The following is a 25,632-nucleotide window of genomic DNA, read 5'->3' as shown; positions in this document are numbered from 1 at the left end:
GAAATGAAAGTTTCGGTGCTTGGCGCAGGCGGCTGGGGAACAACCCTTGCCGTCTTGCTGCACTACAACGGTCATAGTGTTACACTATGGGAGTATAAAAAAGCTTACGCCAAAGAGCTTGCAAAAAGAAGAGAGAATAAAATTTATCTCCCGGGAATTCAAATTCCGGATGAAATAAAAATTTCTTCTGATCTTGAAGATTCCACTGTTCATAAAAATCTTATTGTGCTTGCCGTTCCTTCGCAGTTTCTTAGAAAAGTTATAGAGAAGATTGATTATCATTCCATTAAAGACACAATTCTTGTAAGTGTTTCCAAGGGAATTGAAAAAGAAACTTTGATGACTATGTCGCAGATGATTAAAGATGTTCATCATCGTTTGGATAAAAATCAAATTGGTGTTTTATCAGGTCCAAGTCACGCTGAGGAAGTTTCCAAAAGAGTTCCAACTGCAGTTGTTGCTGCTTCAGTGAGCAGAGAAACATCCAAAACAATTCAATCAGTTTTTATTAATTCTTATTTCAGAGTTTATTCTTCTACTGATATACTTGGTGTTGAGTTAGGTGGAGCTTTCAAAAATGTTATTGCTATTGGTGCGGGAATTATTGATGGAGCCGGATTTGGCGATAATACTAAAGCAGCTATTATGACAAGAGGAGTTGCGGAAATTTCACGTTTGGGTTTGGTAATGGGCGCTCGTCCCGAAACTTTTGCAGGACTATCAGGAATGGGAGATTTAATTGTTACCTGTATGAGCAGACATAGCCGAAACCGTTTTGTTGGTGAACAAATTGGTAAAGGTAAAAAGTTAAAAGATGTTTTAAAGTCAATGGAAATGGTTGCTGAAGGTGTTGAAACAACCAAATCTGTTAATCAGCTTGCAGATAAATATAAAGTAGAAACTCCAATTGCAAATGAGGTCTATAAAATTCTTTTTGAAGATAAAGATCCGATTAAAGCCACAAACGATTTAATGAATCGTGATATGAAGTTCGAATAAATTTTTATTTACTCTTACCGTTAATAAATATTTCATTCAACAAAGCAATGATCTGCGGCTGCGTAAATGGCTTTGATATGTAGTGCGAGCATCCCTTGGCTAAAAATTCTTCTTTATCACCCTTAAGTGCAAATGCAGTAACAGCAACAATAGGAGTTTTCTCATATCCTTTTATCTTTCTTATCTGCTGAGTTGCTTCAACACCATTTATTCCAGAGCCAAGATTTATATCCATCAGTATTGCATCATACTGCTTCTCCGAAGCTTTCTTTACTGCATCTTCGCCTCTTCCAACAACTTCAACATCATAATCTTTTTTAACATAAGCTTCAATTACAGCAGCATTTATTCTGTCATTTTCGACAATCAAGAGTGATTTTCTTTCCTTTGGTGTTCTGCCAAGAATCTGATCTCTGATTGAACGCTCATCAGTTGTTTTAGTTTCACTTGCTGATTTGGTCGAAGGACTATAAGGTAATACGACTGTAAATGTTGAACCAAGTCCTACCTGACTTTCAACGAATATTTTTCCGCCAAGCAATTGAACAAATTTTTTCGTAATACTTAAGCCGAGTCCGGTGCCTTCAAAGTTTCGTGCAAGTCCTTCACTTGCTTGCCTGAATTCTTCAAATATGATATCGAGTTTATCTTTTGGTATTCCAATTCCGGTATCTTTTACGCGAATCATAATCTCGCCGGTAAGTTCATTTCTTTTCACTTCAATCAATACGCTTCCTTTTTCAGTGTACTTTACAGCGTTATTAACAAGGTTATTAAATATTTCTCTTAAAATTTTTGCATCGCTTTTAATAGAAAGTCCCTCTTTCGGATAAACAGCTTTCAGTTCTATGTTTTTCTTTCTTGCAACAGAGTCAAAAAGAATTCTTACTTCATCAACTAATTCAGTTAATGAGACATCAGATAAGTTTAGATTTACTTTTTCACTTTCAACTTTTGAGAGAGTGAGGATCATATTTAAAGTTTCAAGTAACCTGCTTCCGCTTTGATAAATTGTAGAAGCCATTTCACCATAGTTTGAATTAGCAAGTTCATTCATCATAATTTCTGAGTAACCCAGAATTCCAATCAATGGTGTTCTGAGTTCGTGACTCATATTAGATAAAAAGTTAGATTTTAATCTGCTTGCTTCTTCAGCTTTTTCTTTAGCTTTAAGAATTGCTTCTTCGGCGAGCTTTCTTTCAGTTATATCAATCTGAGTTCCCCAGTTTGCAACAAGTTTATTATTCTCAATTATTCCGATAACATTATTAAGAACATACAACTGTGAGCCATCAATCCTGATTTCAACTGTTTCACTGTTTTCTACTTTGTATCCATTCATTATAAAAGATTTGAATGATTCAATGTTTTCAGATTTATTTTTACCTCCGTGAATCTCAGCTAATGATTTGCCGATTAGTTCTTTACTTGAAGATAAACCATACATATTTGCCATTGCATCGTTTGCCTCGGCAATGTAACCATATTCATAGAAGAGTTCAATTTGTTTGTTTACGGGAAGAGTGGTATCAATTGGTTTTCTGAATTGAAGAAGATAAATGCCCTCCATACTTTTTTCTATAAAGTTTCGGTATTTCTCTTCACTCTTTCTCAGAGCATCCTCAATTGATTTTCTCTGGAAGACACCGCCAATGCTTGATGCAATTGCGTTAAGTACTGACATTTCACTTTCAGTCCATATTCTTTCCGAATGGCAATCATCAAAACCGATGAATCCCCAGAACCTTCCCGAAACAAATATCGGAACGATGAGAATTGATTTAATCCCTTGACTTTCGAGAATTGGCTTTTCTTCTTCAGGAAAATCTTTAATTAATCCAAAGATGTTCCCTCCATGAGAAAGCTCATCATACCATCGTTTGAACAATGGCTCATAGGGGAGATTGATTAGTTCTGTATTATCAATTTGTGGTATGGCTTTTTCAGAGCACCATTCATATCTCTGACTCATCAGAACTTTTTCATTTTCAGCATCGTAATGATTTTCAAAAATGTAAACTCTGTCAACTTCAACAGCTTTACCAATTTCAGTCAAAGCCAGCTGAACGCTGAAGTATAAATCTTTTTTTGTTAACAAGTGTGATTGTGCTCTCGATACAGCTGATAACAATTCGTTTAATCTGTTCTTTTCACTTTCTGTCCTTTTTCTTTCAATTGCCATTGCAACCTGATCTGCAACAAACACGAGATGATCCAAATCTTCAATTGTGTATCTTTCGCTCGAGCTGTATGACTGAACTACCAAAACACCAATTGTATTGTTCTTTATTTTAAGAGGAACTCCAAGCCAGTCAAATGAATCAACACCAACAAGCTCTACTTCACCTCTGTTAACAAGTTCCTGAAATACTTCAGGCGAAGCGAATAGTGGTTCGCCGGTTCTCAAAACATATTCAGTAAGTCCTCTTCCGGGTGGTGAAGGTGGAAGTGGTTCATCAACCTCATCAACAAAATAAGGGAATGAAATCAAATCAGAATTTTTATCATACAACGCAATGTAGAAATTTTTTGCGGGCATTATCGTTGCGATAATTTGATGAATCTCTTTAAAAAGATTATCAAGATTTTCTGCTGTGTGTGTTGCTTCGGAGATTCTGTAAACGGCTTCTCTGATTTGATCTGATTTAATTTTATGGGTTACATCTCTTGTAACACCAATTATCGCTTTTGGTTTGTTGTTTTCATCCCGGACAAAGCTAACCTGATTTTCAGTCCATATTATGTGTCCGTGTTTATGTCTTTCTTTGATTAGAATCGTTCGGGTTCTGGTCGGTTCAGCATGAGGATTTTTGTCATACTCAAGCTCTTCTTTCAAAACATGATTAACATAGTAGAAAGATTCGGGTGTGAGTAAATCTTTCAGTTTAATGTCTTTGAATTCTTCCGGCGAATATCCGTGAACCTTAAGACAAGATGGACTTGCATAAATCAAATTTAAATTAAGATCTCTAACCCAGATTTCATCAATTGAGTTTTCAGTTATAAGCTTAAATTTTGCTTCGGTTTCTTTCAGACTCTTTTCTGTTTTTTTGTAGTCAGTAATATCAATCACAATTCCCGATACAATTCTTTCATTATCAGAAGAAATTTTTAATCTTCCTATATTTCTGAAAATTCTGTAATCACCATCTTTATGCTTTATCCGATACTCGATATTATGTTCAGTAATTTTCCCTGCAAGGTAATCCTGCATTGTAGAAGTAAGAATTTGTCTATCAGCTTCGTGAATCAAAGAAATTAAACCATCGAATCCCGAAGGCATCTCAGTTTTATTATATCCGAGGAGTTCTGTTCTTTGGGAAGAGTAGTATATCTGATTTTTATCGAAATTAAATTGCCACCAGGCAATTTTCCCGACAATCATTATTTCATTTAACTTCTCTTCAAGCTCATTAGAAGAAAAATTTTGTGCAGGATGATTGAACTTATCAAATTTCATTTTACTTTTTTTTTTGCTTTCTTTATGACCGCTGATTGTAAACATTTTTTACAAATAAATTTTAAATTGAACAGAGTAAACTGGCAACTATCAAGCCATCTGAGTTTATTATCGTTAGCTGAATATGAGATTTGAGGGCTAATTTTTAGTGTTAAAAGTTAAATTTTTTAGAAAGGTTTTTCTATCAGAATCGGGACGACAATTTTGACTTACATATTTACATGTAATTAAAAACTTTTTACTCAGTTAACCGGCTACCTGGCAGTGAAATTCCTTTAATTTTTCTGAACAAAGAAACAGCAAATGAGTCAGTCATACCCGAGATAAAATCAATTATCATCAGAAGTCTTTCATAAATTTCAGTGCCTGAATTAGCATTAAACAAAATTCTTTTAGGTAGAAGATTGACCAGGGTTCTGTTCTTTGGTTTAATATTTCCATCAAGCCATTCATTGAAAGAATTTATGAATGCATCCAACAACCCTCCAAGCACTTCGTATCCGGCCGCTTCTCTTTCAACAACTGTCCGATGACGATAAATTTTTTCAACTGAAAGTTTTTCAATTTCGGTTAAGCCATTTGCTGCAGGAATAAGGGAAATCAGTTCATCATTAAGTTTTGCAGAGAGAATATCACTTTCGTGTTCAAGAAAAACTTCTGCAAGTTCTTTTACCAATTCGCTTATTGCTTTAGCTCTGAGATAACCAATTTTTTCTGCATCATCTCTCTGATTGTAATCTGACACAAGATCAATTCGAATAAGATTTTTAAGTAGTTGTTCAGTCTCATTAAATGTTACAAGTCCTAATCTGTAGCCATCTTCCAAATCCATAATTCTGTAACAAATGTCATCTGCAGCTTCAACAAGAAAACTTAGTGGATGCCTGCACCAGAAATAATTCTTATCGTCAATTCTTATAAGCTCTGTATGCTCAGCAACTGATTTAAAGATTTCTTTTTCAGATTGAAAGAATCCGAACTTTCTGTAAATCTTAGAAGTATCAACATTATTATTAGTTAAAGACTCTTTCGGATATTTAGTTAATGCTGCAAGAGTTGCGTAAGTCAATCGGAGTCCGCCAACTACTTTTGGATTTTGTAATTTGGTTATTATACGGAATCCTTGTGCATTACCTTCAAACTTTGTTAAGTCGTTCCATTTCTTTTCATCATTAATTACTTCTTTAAACTTTTTTCCATTTCCGTTTTTAAAGTATTCGGAAATTGATTCTTCACCCGAATGACCAAACGGTGGATTTCCTATGTCATGAGCAAGGCAAGCAGCGGCAACAATTTCACCAAAATGAAATTTTGTGAAGTCATCTTTTAATTCCGGATGTCTTGAAATTATTTTTTCACCTACGAGATTACCAAGTGATCTTCCAACAACTGACACTTCAAGACTATGGGTTAATCGGGTATGAACAAAATCACTTTCGGGTAAAGGAAAAACCTGTGTTTTATCCTGCAACCTTCTGAATGCAGGTGAGAAAACAATCCGATCAAAGTCTCTCTGAAACTGACTTCTGCCATCGTGACTGCTTTTATAATTTTTTTCATCTGTTCCTAATTGAACTGAGGATAAAAGTTTTTTCCAATCCACAACAAATTCCTTTAATTAACAGGGTCAAAATAATAATAAATGATTTATGAGTATAAGTATAAGTTTATGTTTAAGTTAAAGAGATGGTTTAATTCTGTTGATTTAGGTTCGTTTCAAATATTATTGAGTTTACATTAAGGTTGATTTATTTTTCGAACAATGAATTCAATAAAAGCAAATATTCTTGAATCTTCTGTTCAGTACATTAAATCTGTTGGACCGAAAAGAGCAGAGTCATTCGCAAGAATCGGAATACAAACTATTCGTGATCTTCTATTCTATTTTCCTTCCCGGCATCTTGATCGTTCAACTGTTCTTACTGCTGCAAAAGCTTACAGCTATATCTTAAATGGTTATGAAGGTGAAATAACTGTTTTAGGAAAAGTTATTGAAAGAGAAAAAATACGTGTTCGAAACAAAGAGATACTCAAAGTTCAGATGAAAGATAATACGGGATTTTTTGAATGTGTTTGGTTTCAAGGCGCAAAATATTTTTATGATGTATTTAAAGAAGGAGAATTCTTTGCTGTTTCAGCAAAACCCACGATTGATAAATATGACAGATTTCAGTTTGTTCATCCTGATTTTGACAGGATAACGGAGGAAGAATCACAAAGTTTTCTTCATACTGGAAAAATTATTCCGTTCTATAGAATTCCAAAAGAACTTAAAGCAAGAAACATTGGTGATTTCAGCTTAAGAAGAATAATTGCTTATGCCGTTGAACATTATGCAGATGAAATTGAAGAAACATTACCAGGGGAAATTCTACATCAGCATAATTTGCTTAGATTAAACGAAGCAATTAAAAATTTTCACTTCCCACAAAGTCAGGAATTATTTTTAAAAGCAAGATACAGATTCAAGTTCGAGGAGATTTTTTATCTTGAATTACTTCTTGCGCTTCGGAAAAATAAAATTCAGAAAAAGAGTAAGCCGATTAAGTTTGAAATTAAAACAGATTTAATTAAAAACTTTTTAAAAATTCTTCCTTTCGAATTAACAGATGCACAGAAAAAAGTTTTGTCTGAAATAAAAAAAGACATGCTTTCAGACAAACCAATGAACAGATTACTTCAGGGAGATGTTGGAAGCGGAAAGACTGTGGTTGCATTGATTGCAATGCTTATAGCAGTTGATAGCGGGTATCAGGCAGCATTGATGGCACCAACAGAAATTCTTGCAGATCAACACGCAAAAAATATTTCTCTATTGATGAAAAAACTGAATGAAGTAAATAAAAGTAAGCAGATTAAAGTTTCACTATTGCTTGGTGGACAAAGTAACTCAGTAAGAGCAAAAAAGGAAAAAGAAAAAGAGTTACAGGAAGCAGATATAATAATCGGAACTCACGCATTGATTGAAGAGAAAGTCTCATTCAGAAATCTTGGACTTGTTGTAATTGATGAGCAGCATCGTTTTGGAGTTAAGCAACGTGCTGACTTGCTTGCAAAAGGTTTAGCTCCTGATGTTCTTGTTATGAGTGCGACTCCAATACCAAGAACTCTTACTATGACAATTTATGGTGATCTTGATGTTTCAGTAATTAATGAAATGCCTAAAAACAGAAAACCAATAAAAACTGTTTTAAGAGGAGAAAATAAACTTCCCGAGATTTATAAATTTATTATTGATAAAGCCAGAGAAGGTTATCAGACATTTATCGTTTATCCATTGGTTGAAGAATCAGAAAAACTTGATTTGAAAGCAGCAACAAACTATTACGAAGAATTGAAGAATACTTATCTCAAAGATTTGAATGTTGGATTGATTCACGGAAGAATGAACTGGCGTGAGAAAGAAGAAATGATGTTTAGATTTTTGAAAAAAGAATTTGATGTACTTGTGGCAACAACTGTAATAGAAGTTGGGATTGATATTCCTGATGCAAACATAATTTTAATTAATGATGCACACCGTTTTGGTCTTTCACAACTTCATCAGCTTCGCGGAAGAGTTGGAAGAAGTAATAAGCAAGCATATTGTATTCTAGTAACACAAGATAAAATTGCCGCAAAGCAATCTGCCAATGAACTGAACTTTGAATATTTATCTCCAACTCAACTTGAATATTACAAAGCATCTGTTCGTTTGCAATCAATGGTAAAGTTTAATGATGGTTTTAAGATTGCAGAAATTGATTTGAAGCTCAGAGGTCCAGGAGATATTTTCGGAACAAAGCAAAGTGGTTTTCCTGAATTGAAGTTTGTAAACATAGCAGAAGATTCAGAATTAATTTTTGAAGCAAAGAACTCGGCGTTTGAATTAATTTCTTCCGATCCAACACTTTCACAGAAAAAAAATTTTTTAGTAAGAAAAAAACTTTTAGAGAGTTATAAAGAAAATATTCTTTATGCTGACATCGCCTGATCAACTTACATAAAAAACACAAATTCATTTCAGGCCTGTAAATAAATGCTCCGATTGATGTCAAAAAAATTTTTATGATCCTACTGTTACTCTGAAAATTAATTTTAAACCTCTTTAAACTCATTCAAGTGTCTTTAAAAAATTTTTTTCAGCTGCTTCAAACTTCTTGACTTAAATTTTATAACTCATATATTTGCTTGTGAAAAAAATTTTTTCGGAGAAGTTATCTTATCAATACAGTTTAAAGAGAAGTTGAGTGTTGCATTAGCATTTAATGTAAAGCCGGAAAGTGAAACTTTCATTGAATCAGTGTCTCCGAACTCACAAAAATCAAACTCACCTTATAAAACATCTCAAGATACTTTTGCTGAATGGGATACATGGGAAACAATCAATGCATTGCGTGATGCTCTTTCCATTTATCATGATGTTACTTTAGTTGAAGCTAACGAAGAAGCATTTGAAAAATTCAGACAACTAAGACCAGATATTGTATTCAACATTGCTGAAGGAGCATTTGGCGTAAGTCGCGAAGCTCAAATTCCTGCAATGCTTGATATGTTGCAGATTCCTTACACGGGTAGCGATGCTTTAACTCTCGCAATTTGTCTTGATAAAGCAAGAACCAAAGAGATACTGAGCTATTACAAAATTCCGAATGCAAAATTTTTTGTTGCTGATAGAGTTGATGAAGTAAGACAGAATCATTATTCATATCCGTTGATTGTTAAACCAATATGCGAGGGTTCAAGCAAAGGAATTTTTTCTTCATCATTCGTTACGAATCAAAATGAATTACTAAGCGAGGTTGAAAGAATAAACTCTGAGTATTCTCAATCTGCATTGATTGAAGAGTTTTTACCCGGAAGAGAATTTACTGTTGCAATTTTAGGAAATGGTAACGAGGCAAAAACACTTCCGATAATTGAAATCAGATATGACAAGTATCCCGAAGGAGTAAAACCATTATACTCTTATGAAGCAAAATGGATACTCGATACTAAAGAATCTGAATTTGAGGTTTTTGATTGTCCGGCAAAGTTGGATAAATCACTGGAAGAAAAAATTATTAAAGTTTGTCTCAACACATACAAAGTATTGAGGTGCAAAGATTGGAGTCGCATTGATGTTCGATTGGACAGTAAGGGTGAGCCAAACATTATTGAGATTAATCCTTTGCCCGGTATAATGCCTGACCCAAGAGAAAACTCGAGTTATCCTAAAGCTGCAAGAGCAGCCGGAATGACTTATGATGAAATGATAAATTCTGTTTTGTTAGCTGGATGTAAAAGATACAATCTTGCATGAAAAAAGAAACACGAATACTCGTTTGTTATAATTCTCCTGTAAGTATCTTTCCCGTTTATAACGGAAAGCCGGGAGAAAATTCTCAGCAAGGAATTGATTTATCAGAGTATTCATTTGTCTCTCAGATTAATCAGATTGTTGAAATGCTTTCAACAAAGTTTCAGGTTGTTGAGTCTTTTGCTGTAAACAGAGATATTACTTTATTGATAAATAAATTGAACTCTTTTCAACCTGATGCAGTTGTGAACTTCGTTGAATCTGTTGAGGGTATTACTAATTATGAATATTGTGTTGCTGCTTTGTTCGAGTTACTTGGTTTTGAGTTTACAGGAAATACTGCAGTTACTTTGGGAAATTGTCTGAATAAGTTAAGAACGAAATCAATTCTCAAGTCTTATGGAATAAAAACGCCGGAAGCAATTACAGTTGAACCGGATGAAACTTTAAGTAAGAATAAAATAAAGCTGAAGTTTCCATTAATAATGAAACTTGAAGAAGAAGATGCGAGCATAGGAATATCTGAATACTCGGTAGTAAACAATTTTAATCAACTGAAAAAACATTTTGATTTTTTGAAGAAGACTTACAACAAAAGAGTTATTATAGAAGAATATATCGTTGGAAGGGAACTTAATGTTGCAATTCTTGATGGGAAAATTCTTCCAATATCAGAGATAGATTTTACAGGTTTGCCGGAAAACTTACCAAAGATTGTAACCTATGATGGTAAATGGATTGAGAACAGCACTTATTACAATCATACAAAACCCGTTTGCCCGGCTAAACTAAGCAGCAGAATAAAAACCAGAATAGAAAAAGTTGCACTCGAAGCATACAGAGTTATGAACTGTCGTGACTATGCAAGAGTAGATATAAGATTAAGTAAAGAAAATATTCCTTATGTAATTGAAGTTAATCCGAATCCTGATGTGTCCTCAGATTCAGGATTTGCGAGAGCTGCAGCAGCAAGAGGAATTGATTATACAAGTTTATTAGAAACCATAACGAATTTAGCATTAAACAGAAAACGCAATGATTCGCTCAATCAAGCCATCTGATGTTGAAGGACTTGAAAAGTTATTAAAGAAAATTCCGAACTTTAATGAAGCAGAAGTTAAAGTAGCAATGGAATTAATTGAAATAACAGTTAACAATCCTGATCAAACTGATTACAACATCTTCGTATATGAAGAAGATGGCAAGATTCTTGGATATCATTGCACAGGAAAGCGCCCGTTAACAGACGCAGTTTATGATCTCTACTGGATTGTTGCTGATCCCGAACATTCAGGAAAAGGAATCGGCAAGAATTTATTAGAGCATGCAGAAAACTTTGTTAAAGAAAGAAAAGGAAGATGGATACTTGCCGAAACATCTTCCAAAGAAAGTTATCTTTCAACACAAAGTTTCTATCTCAGAAATAATTATTCAATCATCTCTGAGATAAAGGATTTTTATTCAGTAGGAGATAACCTGCTGATTTTCGGGAAGTATTTTAATAACAAGAATAACTGAGGATTCGTTATGGAACTTTGGCAGCAAATGATACGGGACAGTGTTCACACTGTTGACCAACTTGTTGAAAAATTCGGCCTTGACCGTAAAGTGGCTCAAGAGCTCGATGGATTTTTCCAGGCCCGTATTAATCCTTACTACTTAAGCTTAATCCGTTATCCAGGGGATCCAATCTGGTTGCAGTGCGTTCCTGATAAAAAAGAATTAGAGGATTTTGATGCAGAAGAAGATCCTCTGATGGAAGACGCAATGAGCCCGGTTCCAAATATAACACATCGTTATCCCGACAGAGCATTATTCCTTGTTACAAGCCAGTGCGGTATTTACTGTCGTTTCTGTACGAGGAAAAGAAAAGTTGGTGACCACGAAAAAATTTCTATGAAGGGATTAGAAAGTGCATTCAAATATCTTGAAGAGCATACGGAAATCCGTGATGTAATTTTATCAGGCGGCGATCCATTGATGCTTACTGATGCAATGCTTGAAAAAATTCTTCAGCGACTAAGACAAATTCCTCATATTGAAATTATTCGTCTTGGTTCCAAGATGCCTTGCGTATTGCCTCAACGCATTACGCCTAAGCTGGTAAATATGTTAAAGAAATATCATCCGATTTATTGCAACACACATTTTAATCATCCCTGGGAAATCACTCCCGAGAGTTCCAAAGCATGCCAGATGATGGCAGATGCAGGAATTCCAATGGGTAATCAGATGGTTATTATGAAAGGTGTTAATGATGATCCTGCTGTAGTAAAGGAATTGGTTCAGAAGTTACTTAAAATCAGAGTGCGACCTTACTATATGTATATGGCTGATGAGACCAAAGGTGCAAATCATTTCAGAACATCAGTTGAAACCGGATTAAAGATTCTTGAAGCATTAAGAGGTCATACATCAGGATTAGCAGTCCCTCATTTTGTAATTGATGCACCAGGCGGTGGAGGAAAAATTCCTTTGGTTCCAAATTATGTTCTTCATCATGATGAAGAAAAAATTATTCTCAGAAACTACCAGAATAAAATTTATACTTATAAAAATTATGCTGATAAAAATAATCCCGAAGGGTTTGGAACTAAGGTTAAGAAGAATGGAAAGAATGGTAAAGTTAAAAAAGAGGAATTCAAACCGCGAAGAATTGTTAAAGTACCTGTTTTAGAAGAAGTCTGATAATTTAATTTAGTCATAAAAAAAGGAGTGATGTTCTCACTCCTTTTTTGTTTTAAATGTTTATTACCCTATTAAAGAATCTTTTAATCTTCTTGCAACAGCAACAAAGAATCCCATTACCATTACAAGAACACCAATCCAAACCAAACTTACAAAAGGTTTCACACTTGCATTAACAGTAAGCACTTCCTGTTTTTGTTCAACTTTAGTTTCTGTTTGAGAATCCAAAGATGAAGGAATAAGCTCTATTCCTGTTGCTGACAAATTAGCTAACTGTAATTTTAAATTCAGGTCTTTTGACTCGTAAGCTGTGAACTCAACTTCACCACCACTTTGTTTTCTCAGCAACTCAACTTCGTCCTTCTTGCCATTTCCTTCGATTGTAATCACTGCTCCAATCTGAAAATCTCTTCCTTCCTGCATTGCTTTCATAACATCGGGTGACATATTGAACTTTGTAAAAGTTATTTTAACTCCGTTATAATCAGCCGTTTCACCTTTTGCAATACTGATGGAATTATTTTTTGTCTGTCCACTTCCTTCATCATAACCAAGCGGTGCTATATAGATATCTTTCGTTGGCATAACAAGAATTGATGGTTCGCGCATCAAGCTATTGTTATACTCTGCAATGTACATCACAGGAGCAGCCGAATATTCCTTTCCATCTTTATTCAACTTTATCTTGAAAGCGTACTTTGTTCCATTTTCTATGGGTTCATAACCGGTAAATACCATCTGATAGCCAAATGCTTCGACGGGTTTCCCTTTTACAAGATCAATTGTCTTTTCTGTACTGTGAGCAGCCGAGCCAATGACTCCAAGAATGAAAATTGCTAATCCAATATGAGCAAGATAAGCTCCGAGCATTTTAAGATTTTTGCGAATAATATTAATTGCAATCTCAGCATTAACAACTAAAGCAAAAGCTGAAGCGAAAGTAAGAAGTATCATCATTATATCTGTTACGCCACCAAAGACTACAATAAGCACAGTAATCAATAAACTTATGGCAAGAGCACGAAGCGAGCCGTTAATTAATTCTTTTGTACTGGTGTTTTTCCATTTGAGAATTAAACTAATACCATTCAGTAATCCCACAATGATTGCAAGAGGAACATGCATCTCGTTATAGAATGAAACATCAACTGACTGTCCGAACAATGGTGAAGAAGTTCCAACAAACACAATCAATGCTGAAGCGCATAAAACAACAGCAGCTGTAAAAAGAGCTAACTCCCTCGAGAGTAAACCTTCGTCCTGCGGTGCCTGCTGATTCAAACTTTTCCATCTGTAAGCAATCATTCCGAAACCAAGAAGAGCAAATGAACTTATAAAAACTATCAGGAACAAATAGACCAACATACCAGGATCAACAAAAGAATGTACTGAAGCATCACCAAGTACTCCGCTTCTCGTTAGAAAAGTACTATAAAGAACTAATACATAAACAAGTATGCTGAGAATCAGATTGGTCTTGGCGTATCTTCCAATTCCTTCACCTTTTTGCTGAGATCTTTTTTGCACAAGCATTGTGTGAATTGCTGCAACACCAATTAACCAGGGAATTAAGCTGGAGTTTTCAACCGGATCCCAAGCCCAATAACCACCCCAACCAAGCATTTCATAAGCCCAATAACCACCAAGCATAATTCCAAGTCCAAGAATTCCGGTACCTGCAAGTGTCCAAGGGAATGCCTGGTTAATCCATTCCTTGTAATCATCTTTCATTAAGGCAGCTAAGGCAAATGCAAATGGAACTGTAGCCATTGCAAAACCGATAAATAAAATTGGCGGATGAATCTGCATCCAGAAATTTAGTAACTGAGGATTTAATCCTCTTCCATTTATTATGAAGTCGTTTACCGAAATTCCACTAAGTGTTAATTGAGCATACAAATCTTTACTCATCTGAACAAAACTTCCACCAGTCTGCTGATCAGAGAAAATAAAATTCTGAATAAAAGGCATGTTCAGAAATTGGGGATTTATAGATTTCAGTTCAATAAACACCGGAGTAACCCAGATATATTCAAAAGGATTTTTGAACCAGGGAGAAACCATTACCAACAAAAAGGTTGTTGCTAATGTGAAAACAGTCATTACTCTCGGTTCAAGATCACCTCTTTTGGAAGCATAAGATTGAAGTATTACTCCAATAATTGCAGTAAGAAGCAACCATAACATAAAGCTTCCTTCTTGTCCGCCCCAGAAAGAAGACAACAATAATCCTGTTGAAAGAGAGTTATTACTGTAGCTGAAAATATATTTATACTGATATTGATGAGTTAAGATTGCATACCACAAAAAAGTAGAAGAGGCAATAACAAAAATTGCCATTGCGTGATAAAATACCCGTGCAAAATTTAATGTGTTGTTATAACCTTTGAATGTAAGGTAATAAAGTACCATTGAGATGATACTGAAAACGAGAGCGAGTGAAAGTATTACACTGCCAACCATAAAATATCCTTTCTGATTTTATTATCATCTCCCCTTAAGTTTTACATACTTGAAGTTTGAGCTGATTGCTGATCCTGATATTTACTTGGACATTTTGTTAAAATGTCTTTAGCATGAAAATATCCATTCTTATATGTTCCGGTTACAACCACACTTGTGGCTGACTCGAAGTTGTTAGGCATAGCACCTTCATAAACAACTTTCATTTCATTTCCTTTTTCATCTTTCATAAAGAAAGTGAAAGTTCGTGCTTCATTATTCATTTCATAACTTTTTTCTTTTACCCAGCTTCCGGTTGCTTTAACAGTTTTATCAGTTGTTTTTACAACCGAAAAATCACTTTCATATTTGATGTTGCTTTGGGTGAATAGATAAGCCATTATTCCAAGGAATAATGCAATGATTACACCACCGAAGATATATTTATTTTTCATGTTTCTCTCCTTTTATTTCTTTCTCAACATTTTTAATTCTTTTATCAAGATTCAACATATAAAAGAAAATCCCTGTCCAAACAATCAGGACGATAATCATAACAATATAGATTGCATTTTTTGATAGAAATTCTTCCAATTTAACCTCTTATAAATTGTTTCTGAATTTTTTCTTTATAAATAAGTGATTTGTAACCTACCTGCCACATCCAAAAATATAAAATTGTAAAACCAATCAGAGACAAAAAGAAAATCAATAACATATTTGAGTTCATCTTAAAGTTAACAACAGGACCAGCGTTAGTATCATCTGCAGAACCAGGATGAAGTCCTGTCATAATTCTTGGCATAACAAAAATGAAAAAAGGAACTGTAACAAAAGCAATTATTGAATAAACCGAAGAGAGTGTTGCGCGTTTTTCTTCAGATTCGATTGAAGAGCGCAAAGCAAACCACGCACCGTAAATTAACAATAAAGCAAAAATGCTCGTTTGTCTTGGATCCCAGCTCCAGAAAGCTCCCCACGCAAACTTTGCCCAAACTGCACCAGTTACTGTTGCAAGTATACAGAATATAATTCCAAGCTGAGCAGCTGCATATGATTTTAAATCATCATCAAGATTTTTGTTCTTCAGATATTTGAAACTAAAAATGGTTGACATTAAAAATGCTATAACAGTTACCCAGGCAGTTGGAACATGGAAAAATATAATTTTTGCATTTTCCTCAAGTCCGGGAATGAATGGAAATTCATACCACGCAGAGGGCTTCTCAACTATGGGAAATGCTATTCCAGCCACTGAGACGAAAGCCAATAACAGAAATAAAAATATTTTCCAGATCATAGGATTAGTTATTTAATTATTGTTAAAAATTGTTATTCTTTCCAAATAAAGTCAAACAAAAGATACGAAACAGTAATCATAATCACATCATAGCTAACAACAATTGCCAATTCAAACTTGGATTTTTCAAAGCTTGTGCCATCGAACGAGAACAATGTTAATTGAACGCAAGTTAAAATTAAAGGCAATAAAATCGGAAAAGAAAGTACCGGATAAAGAGTTCCTTTCGCTCCGGCTTTAGCAATTATCGCTGCAATTATTGTTGAAGAAACAGCTAATCCGATATTTCCTAAAACAAAAGTTGCAAGAAATAAAAGATAATTCTTAATTATAAAATCTTCGAATAGAGCACCGTACAACAAAGCAATAATGGCATTCATTGCGAAAACAAGAATAACATTAAAAATCAGTTTGCCTGAAAATACTGTTGTTGGTGAAGCAATCAACTGAAGTGTTAAAGTTGTTCCTCGTTCTTCCTCTGAAACGAAAGCTCTTGAAAGTCCACTCATTGCGGTGAAAAAAATCACTACCCAAAACAAACCAGCAGTTAAATTTTCATTTATCTTTTCATTACCAATTGAAAAAAGAATAACGCTGATTGCTACTATTATGAACATTGCAAGTGCGTTAATAGCATATCTTGTTCTAAGTTCAGATCTGAAGTCTTTCAGGAAAAGATTATATGCTTTTGAATTCATGAGTTTAACTGTTTGTAATTCTCAAGAAAAATTGTTTCTGTGCATTGATCAAGATCGTTCTTTTCATTTGATGCTACTAAAACTATGTTCTTTTTTCCTTCTTCACGAATAAGTTCATAAACTGAATTTTTACCTTCGTCATCAAGATTTGATGTCGGTTCATCAAGAATAATTAATTGAGGTGAATGCATAAGTGCAAAAATAAATTTCAGTCTTTGTTTCATTCCGGATGAATAAGTTTTTACTAAATCATCTTTTCGTTTCAGAAGCAAAAATTTTTCAAAGAGATAATCAACTCTTGACTTGTCGTATTCCACACCTCTGATTTTTGCGAACATCAGCAGATTTTCCTCGGCGGAAAATTCCTCATATAAAACCAGATAAGGAGAAACAAATCCGATATGGTTGTGAATCTTTTCAGGTAAAACTTCTTTCCCATCAAGAAAATGTTTTACTTCACCTTTGTTAGCTCCAATAATTCCGGCAAGCATTTTCACAAGTGTTGATTTACCGGAGCCGTTTGGACCTGAAATTCCAAATATACCACTATCAACAAATCTGAAATTTAGATTACTGAAAATCAGTCTTCTGCCAAAATATTTGGTAAGTTGATTTACTTCTAAAGAATAGTTACTCATTAAATACTACAAACTTTCCTGTAACTGTTTTATCCTGAATTTTAATTGTGTAAATATAAATTCCAGATGCAAGATGCTTTCTGTCCAAATCTTTTACTTCGTATTTAATTCCTTTGGCACCGTTCGGCAGAAATGAAACAGATTCTTTTGAATTATAAACCAGTTTCATTGCAGTTGTGAAAATACTTAAATCAACTTCATCACCAAGTTCTGCCTGAATTTGAAAGTAAACAAAATTTCCCAAACCATATTTTTTACTGTATCTGTAAGGGTTGGGGAATGCAAAGGTTTCTTTATCGTTGCCAAAAATTTTGAAAGTCGAATCACCATTAACAACAAAATTATTCAATACTTCAGAAGCACTCCAGAAATTCTGAGGAGATGCATTTAATGTAGCTGAATATTTGTCAGCTAATTTTCTGTCGGCAACAGAAGTGTCGCTATAAAGTATGTATTCGAAACCAAAAGAATTATTTACGCTATCTATTCCGGAAATAATATCTGAGTTTGAAATGATTGAGATTAGTGTGTCTCTTCCATCAACAATCTTAAGGAAATAGTTGGTTGTTGGTCTTGTACTCATTGTAAAAGATTTTGATGGTGGAGTAAATGCCATCGGACTTGTAGTTCTGATTAAAGGATAATTAGCTGCTTCCTCAAAATATTTTCCGGGAAATGTTCGATAGTTGGTGAAATATGTCCACACACCAAATCTGTTAAGTTCATTCCGGAATGTTGAACCTTTTTCATTAAGACTAATATTTATTGCATTTAATGCTCTTGCCGAAGGAAGCAGTTCCCATTGTCTTTTCAGAATATCAAACCCAAATCTATCTTTCAAAAAAATGTTCCAGATTGCAAGATTGTAACCATTGTTCTGTGCAAAAGCTCTTGTGGGATTATTGAAGTAATCAGGCATATAAGCGTAGTAATCGTTCACATCATCAAATACAAATTCTTCCATTGCAGTCGAAGTAATTTCATAATAGAATAAATCTGAATCGCGGTAAATATAATTTCCCGCCTGAATACCGTGATGAAATTCGTGAGCAACAGTAACTCGTGCTCCGTTTATTCCTGTTGAGAAATATCCCTGATAGTCATTATCAATTACAGTAAATGTTAAATATTTTCCGTTACCAATCTGATCTTCGAACTGAGTATAACCATAATAACTTCCGCCAAGATCAAGTATGTAAATGTCATATCTGTCATCTCCTCCGGCACCATTATCAGGTGGTGGTGGAGGATAACCAAGAAAATTAACTTCAAATTCATAAGCCGAATCGAGAGCCGCTGCGAGTTCAGTTAAAGAATATCCCGGCGCATTGGTACCTGTTTGATCATAATGTATTCTGAAATATCCTTTGGGCGTAACAATGCTGGTTTGCAAAGACGGTCGTTGAAGAAGAACTTTCAGAATAGCTTGTTGTTCAGGTAAGAACTTATCAATATTCAGAACAATTGTATTTACGAAACCAAGACCGCACTTCTCCGGCTGTTCATTAAAATCAGATGGTCGTTCGGACTCAACTTTATTCTCACTTCTAACATAGAGAAATCGATTGTACAACGAGTCAAGCTGACTTCTTGTAAATTCCTGTGCAAAAATTCCCTGATAAAATATAATCAGAAATATGTAGAAAATTTTTTTTGTCAAGTTATCTTTTTCACCTTAATTAAGTTGTCAACTGCGTCAATATAAACCAGATGTTTATTCCTTGTATCGAGTTTTGTAACGAGAAATTTTTTAATGTTTATATCTTCAAAAATTCTTACAATATTAAATCTGTTATAATACCTGTTAACAAAAACTCTGTTAAAATTTTTCAAACCTTCATTATAAAAATATAATAAGTTATCATTTCCAAAAGATATATGATTACCGTTTGTTATCCTATTCAAAGAATTTTTCATTTTTATATTTTCATAAATTTTTCTTGAAAATACAGCAATATTCTGATCAAACATCAATAACCTTATTCTTGTGCGGTCTTCGATGACTGATGAGAAAAGAAACAAATCTTCGGATAATAAAGCTTTGGTGGAATAGGTTTTTATTTTGTTTTCAGTACTGATACTGTATATAATTTCTTTTTTATTACTGTTAGTTAAAAATTCATTAAAGATAAGCTGATACTGATTTTGAGTTTGTGCCCAATATGCAATTTGATTTTTGTATGGATTTAGTATTAATGCATCAAACCAGTTTTCAGGAACTTCCGGATAGCTAATAAAAATGTATTTGATAGAAGAAAATGTATAGACACCGTACTTAAGTTTTTTATTCTTTTCTATAAGGATATGAAGGTTTGGTTTTGATTCGGGTGAAGAAGTTACCATTAAATCGAGAAGTTCACCATCAACATATAAATTCTCTCTGCTGAATTTAAATTTTGAAAAATCAACATAAAGAATTTCAATCAGTTTTTGGTTTGATGAATAAGTATAAAATATTTTTTTACTGTTTTCCTGATCGAAAAACAAAATTCTATTGTTATCGCCAAACAGTTTTATTGAATAATAATAAGCAGGGATTCCAACATTATTTCTTAAAATGAATTTTAACTGACGATCTTTCTTATCAATAAAGGCAAAGTCATTTATTCCATTGTTGTTATAATCAAAATCAATTATATCTTCAGGAAGAATTGCAAGCGATATAGTAATATCATCTTTTAGTGAATTAACTTCTGACAAGATTCCTATTTCGCCGGCTTCATTCAGATAAACAGCACCATAAATAAACTTGGTAAAGAATGGAATTAAATCAGATAAAGTTGAAGTCTGGAGATAAATCAATTCTTCATAAAAGGAGAATTGATTTTTTGTGAACAATGCAGACACAATTCCATTTTCATTTGATGAATATAGGATATCAAAAAGACCATCGTGATTAAAATCAGCAATTGCAATGTTATCAACTTTGTAATTAGTCGAATTAGAAGTACTTTTTTCAAAAAGATAAAGCGGGTCGCCGAATAAAATTTTTATTCCATTTTCATCTGAATAAATGATATCCTTGAAAGAGTCCAGATTTATATCAAAAATGTGCAGATAGTTAATCTGATTATCAAGTTGAATTTTTCTTGAAACATTAAATTCGTTTCTCCCGTTATTTATTAAGAAGAATAATGACTTTTCAAACAAGTTGTATGCGATGATATCAATTATATCATCACTGTTAAGATGAATGAATTGAGCAAATGAAAATGAAGTACCGGAAATAATTTTTTCTTCTTCAAGTTTTTCATTTGATGAGTTGAATATGGAAATCCCATCGAATGATTTTCCACCAACAAGAAAGATTGGTTTGCCATTGTTATCCGGATCAATTTCATCAATGACCTCCGGATAGGAATTTAATTTTACAGACTGAATAATTGTTGGATTCCCATTTTCATTGAATGTCAAAGTTCCAAACAATCTGCTTCTTCTTGATGTGAAAGCATAATAAGAAATCTGAAAAAGAGAATCATAAACAGGTTTGAATTGAGCTGGTTCAAAAGGAAACTTAATTGTCTTTGGCTTTGAAAATTTTAAGTTCTGTTCACCTGTTAAAAGAGATGCTTCTGTTTTAAGAGGATTAAAAAGTAATAAGTCAGTATAAGAATCTTTGTTATAGTTGAACGAGAAAATTTTGTTATAACCTTCCGGTGCAGAAAGTTTATCGAGTTTGCAGAAACCATTTATGGGAATCTGATTGAATGAAGTTGAGGAAAAGAGTAAAATAAAAAAAAGAATTTTACTGCTTATGTGAGCGGGTCTTAAGTCGGTTTTCTCTTCTGATAAGAGCTTCTTCATATCTTCTCTTTTCATCTTCCGATACAGGAATTGCTTCCGGAGCGGGAACAGGTTTGCCCTCAGCATCAACGGCAACAAAAGTGAGATAAGCTGTGTTTGTATGAATCTTTGTACCTTCGCGAAAATTCTGTGCATAAACCTTAACACCAACTTCCATAGATGTTCTGAATACTCTGTTTACTGAAGCAACAAGTGTTACTGCATCACCAAGTCTTATCGGATGGTGAAAATCAATTCTGTCAACCGAAGCAGTGACACAAACACGATTGGAATGTTTTGCAGCACTTAATGCAGCACAGATGTCAATCCAATGCATAAGCTGTCCGCCCAAAAGATTACCAAGCTGATTTGTATGATTAGGCAACACAAGTTCAGTCATTACAATTTGTGAATCACTTACAGGTTTGGCTGTCATATCAGTTGCTTGCTGAGATTTTACTTTCCAACGATGCTTTAATTTTTTCTACCGAAGAAAAATTTGAATCGTTCGGATATTTCTGCAGAAATGAATTAGCAGCATCAAGTGCTTCCTGGTTTCTGTTCTTACTTACTAGCAGATTAATTTTATTGTAATGTGCAAGCGGAGCGTACTTTGTGTCGTGATAAATTTCCATCACATTGTCATAATACTTTAATGCTGCTTTAGTGTATTCAAGTTTTTCATAAATTCTTGCGGTATCAAACTCTTTGCGGGCAAGTTTATCATTCATTTCATTAATTTTTTTCTCTGCTTCGGCAACCTTGCTGTCGAGAGGGAAGAAATCGATAAAAACCTGAAACTCTTCTATAGCTTTTTTTGTGTATTTCTGATCTAATGAATAATCCGGAGAAAGCTGATAATAACATTCAGCCAGCATATACTGAGCTTCAGGAACGAATTCGCTTGTAGGCATTCCCTTGATGAGTTTACTGAATTCGTATGCACCGATTATGTATTCACCTCTTTTATATCTTGTCATCCCAAGATAGAATTGAGCATCATCGCTAACTGCACTACCGGGAAATTGCAACAACAAAGCTTCAAATTCTTTTGCAGCTTCTTCGTAGTCCTCATCTTCATAAAGTTTTTTGGAATGAGCCAATCTTTCCTCGGCAGTAAGATTTGAGGTATCCAATGAACCTGAACAGGAAGTTATAATGAAACCTAAAAAGCCAAACACTAATAGTTTCTTCAGCATAAAATTCTTTAAAATTGATTAAAAAACTGCACAATTATAATTAAAATCGCAGAGGCATCAAAGGTAAAATTTCTACTTGGATCTGATTGTGAAGAATAAAATTACAGCTGTTGCCGCTGCTCCAATAGCAATCACCGGTTCAATCAAACTTGAGAAGAATGGTTCGGAAGGATGATTGTTTTGAGTGAAAGGATATGCCCGGTTTTCAATTTCATTTAATTGATCATATTTAATGGTGTCGGTATAACTGTAAGAGAAATCTTTGGAATAATTTTTATCCGGAATTAAGAAATTCCCGTTAAGATTTATTTCTCTTTCAACAAGAATATCGCCAAACAAACCATCACGAAAAGAATCGTTGTATTTTACAATTGCTTCAGTAATAGTAAAATTTATTAAAAGCTGAGAAGATTCTTCTCTTGAGATTTTAAAGTTATTCTTTACAAAAAATGAGGTTAAACGATTTTCAAGTATTGAATACTCAGGACTTGAAAGAAAATTAAGTTTTAAAGGTAAATTTTTATCCTGAACATTTTGCCGAACTTGCATTCCAACTGAGTCAATCTGAGCAAAAAATATTTCAAGATTTGATTTTGATTGACCGAAAGCTGAAATGAAACCCGAGATTGTAAGAAATAAAAAAAGCCGGAACGAAAAGTTTCGTAATCCGGCTGTATTATTTAATTTCGTTTTCATCACACTGCGAATATCATAAGAATGCAGATTCTATTCAAGCATTTGAAAAATTTTTATCTTCTTCCCGCTGCAAGCTCCTGAAGTCTTTTTATTCTTTCTTCAACAGGTGGATGTGTTGAAAATAATTTGCCCAATCCTCCAAACAACGGACTGATTATAAACATATGAGCTGTTGCAGGATTAACATCACGCATATGATGAACCTGATTTGCACGAGAAATTTTTGCGAGGGCATTAGCCAATGCTAATGGATTTCCGCTAATCTTTGCACCACCTTCATCTGCCATATATTCTCTTGATCTTGAGATTGCCATTTGAAGCATCATGGCAATAATTGGTGATAAAATAATTAAGAATAAACCTCCCAAACCACTTCCTCCTTCTCTGTCATCATTTCTTCCGAACATTGCAAGCCAGCCAGCCATTTGTGCAATGTATGAAATTGTTCCCACTAAAGTGGCAGCAATTGTGCTGATCAGAATATCTCTGTGCTTAACATGCGCAAGTTCGTGAGCCATTACACCGGCTATTTCTTCATCATTTAATGTTTGAAGAATTCCTGTTGTAGCCGCAACCGCTGCGTTCTGTGGATTTCTTCCGGTTGCAAATGCATTCGGAGTAGGGTCGTTAATTATATAAACTTTGGGCATCGGCAGGTTTGCATTCTTTGCAAGTCTTTCAACCATATCATAGAATCTCGGAGCTTCTTCTCTTGTTACTGGCTTTGCACGATACATAGCCAGAACAATTTTGTCCGAAAACCAATATGAACCAAAGTTCATTGCAAGTGAAAATATAAAAGCGATGGTCATTCCTGATTTACCACCGAGCAGATAACCAACAACCAGGAATAAAGCCATCATCAATGACATTAAGAATACTGTTTTAATTGCGTTCATTTTTCTCCTTATTAATTTTCTGTAGCAAATTTATCAGTGCAAAAATGCACTGTCAAGGTAAATAGATTTTTTCAGAATTAGATGTGATTAAGTTGAAAATGTTTCATTAAAGATTGCTTACTATTCCCAGCAAATCCTTCTCTAAACTTTCCTGTGGAGTTTCAATTATTCTACCGATTTCTTCGCCGTTGCGATAAAAGATAATTGTGGGGACTAATTCGATATTCAAATCATCGGCTTCGTTTGATAATCCCTTTTTCTTTCTGTCAACACAAATAAGTTTTACTTTTTCAGAGGGATAATTAATCTCATCCAAAATTTTGTAGAATGAAGGTACTTGTTCTCTTGAATCACTGCACCAGGTACCCATTACAATTGTTATTGAAATGTCTTCAAGTTTACCTTCCAACTTATCAAGTATTTCGAAATCCGGTTGATAGGAATTGTAACTTTCATCAAACCAATCCTTAAAAGCAGTATCCTGAAATGCTTCTCTTGTGCAGTAACCAATTAACATTTTCTTATTCTTTACAGTGTCTATTGTTGTATTTTTGAACTGCTGAGCTTCAGAAATTCCTGAAGCGAATAACAGAATTGCAATTATGAAATTTTTCATTTCTTATTTTCCTTATTCGAATATCTTGTATCAATTCCCCAAAGAAGTTTTGTTCGTAATGTTTGGAAATAAGTTGTTAATGAAGTATGAACAAGCTTTAATGATTTTTCACTCTTCTTTATTATTATCTCCATCGGAGGTGGAAAGGAATATGAGCGCTGACCATCACAATTTACTTTTATATCCCTGTGAAGTGAATCGGCTTTAATTGTAATTTCACTTTTGCTCGGCAGAACAATTGGTCTTATCGTTAAGCTGTGAGGTGAAATAGGAGACAGAGTGATCACATCTGCTTTGGGATTTACTATTGGTCCGCCAACCGAAATTGAATAACCTGTTGAACCAGTCGGAGTCGCAGCAATAAGACCGTCTGCAGTGAAAGTTGTAACATATTCACCGTCAACCCAGACTGTAAGTTCAATCATTTTGGGCCAGCCGCCTTTATCAATTACAAGGTCATTTATTGCAATCATTTTTTCGCATTCATAATCTGAGCAATTACCTTCAATAATCATTCTTTCTTCGATTGTGTATTTTTTATTTTTAATCGTATCAATTACCACATCAAGATGAGCAACATCTGCTTCAACAAGAAATCCGAGTTTGCCGAGATTAATACCCAGAACCGGTTTATCAAACTTTTGGGCATTGAATGCAGTTGCAAGCATAGTTCCATCGCCGCCGAAAGAAATTATTAAGTCACTTTGCTGATAAAGATCAGAGTCGTCAACAATAAATTCATCATCAATTTCAATTTTTACTTTACCATCTCGTTCATTAAGTGAATGAGTTAGCAGATAATCAAGCTTATTATCTTTTAATTTCCTGATGAAAGTAGCAACAACTTCCATCACACTTTCTTTTGTTATGTTGGCAACGATTCCGACTTGCATAACTTCATTTTAAAATTGACACATATAAATATATATAAATTAT

The 25,632-nt window shown here is 34.1% G+C and carries 22 protein-coding genes; 6 read left to right on the top strand and 16 right to left on the bottom strand.

Annotation, left to right across the window (positions count from 1 at the left end; translation table 11 throughout):
• Nucleotides 1-3 precede the first annotated feature (3 nt).
• The gene (locus tag Q0X14_RS09640; protein WP_297837584.1) at nt 4-999 is read left to right on the top strand and encodes an NAD(P)H-dependent glycerol-3-phosphate dehydrogenase; all 996 of its coding nucleotides are present in this window, start codon (nt 4-6) and stop codon (nt 997-999) included.
• Between the two features lie 4 nt (nt 1,000-1,003).
• On the opposite strand, the gene Q0X14_RS09635 is transcribed toward Q0X14_RS09640, so the two are convergent.
• Both Q0X14_RS09635 and Q0X14_RS09630 read right to left on the bottom strand, forming a co-directional pair.
• Nucleotides 1,004-4,459, bottom strand: a complete 3,456-nt coding sequence (locus Q0X14_RS09635) for a PAS domain S-box protein (protein ID WP_297837582.1) — start codon at nt 4,457-4,459, stop codon at nt 1,004-1,006.
• A 238-nt stretch (nt 4,460-4,697) separates the two neighbouring features.
• Nucleotides 4,698-6,062, bottom strand: a complete 1,365-nt coding sequence (locus Q0X14_RS09630) for a deoxyguanosinetriphosphate triphosphohydrolase (protein WP_297837579.1) — start codon at nt 6,060-6,062, stop codon at nt 4,698-4,700.
• A 159-nt stretch (nt 6,063-6,221) separates the two neighbouring features.
• On the opposite strand from Q0X14_RS09630, the gene recG reads away from it, so the two are divergent.
• The 5 genes from recG (at nt 6,222) to Q0X14_RS09605 (ending at nt 12,425) form a co-directional block, all read left to right on the top strand.
• Nucleotides 6,222-8,432, top strand: a complete 2,211-nt coding sequence (recG, locus tag Q0X14_RS09625) for an ATP-dependent DNA helicase RecG (protein WP_297837577.1) — start codon at nt 6,222-6,224, stop codon at nt 8,430-8,432.
• A gap of 252 nt (nt 8,433-8,684) precedes the next feature.
• On the top strand, nt 8,685-9,740 hold the full coding sequence (locus Q0X14_RS09620) for an ATP-grasp domain-containing protein (RefSeq protein WP_297837574.1): 1,056 nt from the start codon (nt 8,685-8,687) through the stop codon (nt 9,738-9,740).
• Nucleotides 9,737-10,798, top strand: a complete 1,062-nt coding sequence (locus Q0X14_RS09615) for an ATP-grasp domain-containing protein (protein ID WP_297837572.1) — start codon at nt 9,737-9,739, stop codon at nt 10,796-10,798. Before Q0X14_RS09620 ends, Q0X14_RS09615 begins: the two co-directional genes overlap by 4 nt.
• A complete protein-coding gene (locus Q0X14_RS09610) occupies nt 10,773-11,255 on the top strand; it encodes a GNAT family N-acetyltransferase (RefSeq protein ID WP_297837569.1) in 483 nt (160 codons plus the stop codon). Before Q0X14_RS09615 ends, Q0X14_RS09610 begins: the two co-directional genes overlap by 26 nt.
• Nucleotides 11,256-11,264: 9 nt before the next feature.
• Nucleotides 11,265-12,425: a KamA family radical SAM protein gene (locus tag Q0X14_RS09605; protein WP_297837566.1), complete on the top strand. Its 1,161-nt coding sequence runs from the start codon at nt 11,265-11,267 to the stop codon at nt 12,423-12,425.
• A gap of 63 nt (nt 12,426-12,488) precedes the next feature.
• On the opposite strand, the gene Q0X14_RS09600 is transcribed toward Q0X14_RS09605, so the two are convergent.
• The 14 genes from Q0X14_RS09600 to Q0X14_RS09535 all read right to left on the bottom strand — a co-directional run bounded on the left by Q0X14_RS09600 (nt 12,489) and on the right by Q0X14_RS09535 (nt 25,589).
• Nucleotides 12,489-14,888: a cytochrome c-type biogenesis CcmF C-terminal domain-containing protein gene (locus Q0X14_RS09600; RefSeq protein WP_297837563.1), complete on the bottom strand. Its 2,400-nt coding sequence runs from the start codon at nt 14,886-14,888 to the stop codon at nt 12,489-12,491.
• 41 nt (nt 14,889-14,929) lie between these two features.
• Nucleotides 14,930-15,322 carry a cytochrome c maturation protein CcmE gene (locus Q0X14_RS09595; RefSeq protein ID WP_297837559.1) on the bottom strand — a complete coding sequence of 131 codons (393 nt, stop codon included), beginning with the start codon at nt 15,320-15,322 and terminating at the stop codon, nt 14,930-14,932.
• Nucleotides 15,312-15,461: a CcmD family protein gene (locus Q0X14_RS09590; RefSeq protein WP_297837556.1), complete on the bottom strand. Its 150-nt coding sequence runs from the start codon at nt 15,459-15,461 to the stop codon at nt 15,312-15,314. The genes Q0X14_RS09595 and Q0X14_RS09590 overlap by 11 nt, the downstream gene beginning before the upstream one ends.
• A gap of 1 nt (nt 15,462) precedes the next feature.
• On the bottom strand, nt 15,463-16,167 hold the full coding sequence (gene ccsA, locus Q0X14_RS09585) for a cytochrome c biogenesis protein CcsA (RefSeq protein WP_297837554.1): 705 nt from the start codon (nt 16,165-16,167) through the stop codon (nt 15,463-15,465).
• A 32-nt stretch (nt 16,168-16,199) separates the two neighbouring features.
• Nucleotides 16,200-16,865: a heme exporter protein CcmB gene (locus Q0X14_RS09580; RefSeq protein ID WP_297837552.1), complete on the bottom strand. Its 666-nt coding sequence runs from the start codon at nt 16,863-16,865 to the stop codon at nt 16,200-16,202.
• On the bottom strand, nt 16,862-17,503 hold the full coding sequence (locus tag Q0X14_RS09575; RefSeq protein WP_297837549.1) for an ABC transporter ATP-binding protein: 642 nt from the start codon (nt 17,501-17,503) through the stop codon (nt 16,862-16,864). The genes Q0X14_RS09580 and Q0X14_RS09575 overlap by 4 nt, the downstream gene beginning before the upstream one ends.
• Nucleotides 17,496-19,163, bottom strand: a complete 1,668-nt coding sequence (locus Q0X14_RS09570; RefSeq protein WP_297837546.1) for a T9SS type A sorting domain-containing protein — start codon at nt 19,161-19,163, stop codon at nt 17,496-17,498. Before Q0X14_RS09570 ends, Q0X14_RS09575 begins: the two co-directional genes overlap by 8 nt.
• Nucleotides 19,160-21,307 (bottom strand): VCBS repeat-containing protein, encoded by a 2,148-nt coding sequence (locus Q0X14_RS09565; protein ID WP_297837543.1) that lies wholly within the window; start codon nt 21,305-21,307, stop codon nt 19,160-19,162. Before Q0X14_RS09565 ends, Q0X14_RS09570 begins: the two co-directional genes overlap by 4 nt.
• Nucleotides 21,249-21,722 carry an acyl-CoA thioesterase gene (locus Q0X14_RS09560; protein ID WP_297837540.1) on the bottom strand — a complete coding sequence of 158 codons (474 nt, stop codon included), beginning with the start codon at nt 21,720-21,722 and terminating at the stop codon, nt 21,249-21,251. Before Q0X14_RS09560 ends, Q0X14_RS09565 begins: the two co-directional genes overlap by 59 nt.
• A gap of 1 nt (nt 21,723) precedes the next feature.
• Nucleotides 21,724-22,485 carry an outer membrane protein assembly factor BamD gene (bamD, locus tag Q0X14_RS09555; protein ID WP_297837537.1) on the bottom strand — a complete coding sequence of 254 codons (762 nt, stop codon included), beginning with the start codon at nt 22,483-22,485 and terminating at the stop codon, nt 21,724-21,726.
• A 72-nt stretch (nt 22,486-22,557) separates the two neighbouring features.
• On the bottom strand, nt 22,558-23,181 hold the full coding sequence (locus Q0X14_RS09550) for a hypothetical protein (protein WP_297837534.1): 624 nt from the start codon (nt 23,179-23,181) through the stop codon (nt 22,558-22,560).
• A 53-nt stretch (nt 23,182-23,234) separates the two neighbouring features.
• Nucleotides 23,235-24,080 (bottom strand): zinc metalloprotease HtpX, encoded by an 846-nt coding sequence (gene htpX, locus Q0X14_RS09545; protein ID WP_297837531.1) that lies wholly within the window; start codon nt 24,078-24,080, stop codon nt 23,235-23,237.
• Between the two features lie 106 nt (nt 24,081-24,186).
• Nucleotides 24,187-24,696, bottom strand: coding sequence for a thioredoxin family protein (locus tag Q0X14_RS09540; protein ID WP_297837528.1), 510 nt, complete (start codon nt 24,694-24,696; stop codon nt 24,187-24,189).
• Nucleotides 24,693-25,589, bottom strand: a complete 897-nt coding sequence (locus Q0X14_RS09535) for an NAD(+)/NADH kinase (RefSeq protein WP_297837525.1) — start codon at nt 25,587-25,589, stop codon at nt 24,693-24,695. The genes Q0X14_RS09540 and Q0X14_RS09535 overlap by 4 nt, the downstream gene beginning before the upstream one ends.
• Between the last annotated feature and the right edge of the window lie 43 nt (nt 25,590-25,632).

Source organism: Ignavibacterium sp. (assembly GCF_025998815.1).
GTDB lineage: Bacteria > Bacteroidota > Ignavibacteria > Ignavibacteriales > Ignavibacteriaceae > Ignavibacterium.
Note: the sequence above shows the minus strand (reverse complement) of the source record. Positions and strands in the feature narration are given on the sequence as shown.

What these genes read in the sequence shown, in the direction of transcription:
- Q0X14_RS09560 (WP_297837540.1), bottom strand. Translation starts at nt 21,722, where the DNA reads ATGACAGCCAAACCTGTAAGTGATTCACAAATTGTAATGACTGAACTT.
- recG (WP_297837577.1), top strand. Translation starts at nt 6,222, where the DNA reads ATGAATTCAATAAAAGCAAATATTCTTGAATCTTCTGTTCAGTACATT.
- Q0X14_RS09605 (WP_297837566.1), top strand. Translation starts at nt 11,265, where the DNA reads ATGGAACTTTGGCAGCAAATGATACGGGACAGTGTTCACACTGTTGAC.
- Q0X14_RS09540 (WP_297837528.1), bottom strand. Translation starts at nt 24,696, where the DNA reads ATGAAAAATTTCATAATTGCAATTCTGTTATTCGCTTCAGGAATTTCT.
- Q0X14_RS09580 (WP_297837552.1), bottom strand. Translation starts at nt 16,865, where the DNA reads ATGAATTCAAAAGCATATAATCTTTTCCTGAAAGACTTCAGATCTGAA.
- Q0X14_RS09610 (WP_297837569.1), top strand. Translation starts at nt 10,773, where the DNA reads ATGATTCGCTCAATCAAGCCATCTGATGTTGAAGGACTTGAAAAGTTA.
- Q0X14_RS09615 (WP_297837572.1), top strand. Translation starts at nt 9,737, where the DNA reads ATGAAAAAAGAAACACGAATACTCGTTTGTTATAATTCTCCTGTAAGT.
- Q0X14_RS09565 (WP_297837543.1), bottom strand. Translation starts at nt 21,307, where the DNA reads ATGAAGAAGCTCTTATCAGAAGAGAAAACCGACTTAAGACCCGCTCAC.
- Q0X14_RS09575 (WP_297837549.1), bottom strand. Translation starts at nt 17,503, where the DNA reads ATGAGTAACTATTCTTTAGAAGTAAATCAACTTACCAAATATTTTGGC.
- Q0X14_RS09635 (WP_297837582.1), bottom strand. Translation starts at nt 4,459, where the DNA reads ATGAAATTTGATAAGTTCAATCATCCTGCACAAAATTTTTCTTCTAAT.
- Q0X14_RS09550 (WP_297837534.1), bottom strand. Translation starts at nt 23,181, where the DNA reads ATGAAAACGAAATTAAATAATACAGCCGGATTACGAAACTTTTCGTTC.
- Q0X14_RS09640 (WP_297837584.1), top strand. Translation starts at nt 4, where the DNA reads ATGAAAGTTTCGGTGCTTGGCGCAGGCGGCTGGGGAACAACCCTTGCC.
- Q0X14_RS09595 (WP_297837559.1), bottom strand. Translation starts at nt 15,322, where the DNA reads ATGAAAAATAAATATATCTTCGGTGGTGTAATCATTGCATTATTCCTT.
- htpX (WP_297837531.1), bottom strand. Translation starts at nt 24,080, where the DNA reads ATGAACGCAATTAAAACAGTATTCTTAATGTCATTGATGATGGCTTTA.
- ccsA (WP_297837554.1), bottom strand. Translation starts at nt 16,167, where the DNA reads ATGATCTGGAAAATATTTTTATTTCTGTTATTGGCTTTCGTCTCAGTG.
- bamD (WP_297837537.1), bottom strand. Translation starts at nt 22,485, where the DNA reads ATGCTGAAGAAACTATTAGTGTTTGGCTTTTTAGGTTTCATTATAACT.
- Q0X14_RS09535 (WP_297837525.1), bottom strand. Translation starts at nt 25,589, where the DNA reads ATGCAAGTCGGAATCGTTGCCAACATAACAAAAGAAAGTGTGATGGAA.
- Q0X14_RS09600 (WP_297837563.1), bottom strand. Translation starts at nt 14,888, where the DNA reads ATGGTTGGCAGTGTAATACTTTCACTCGCTCTCGTTTTCAGTATCATC.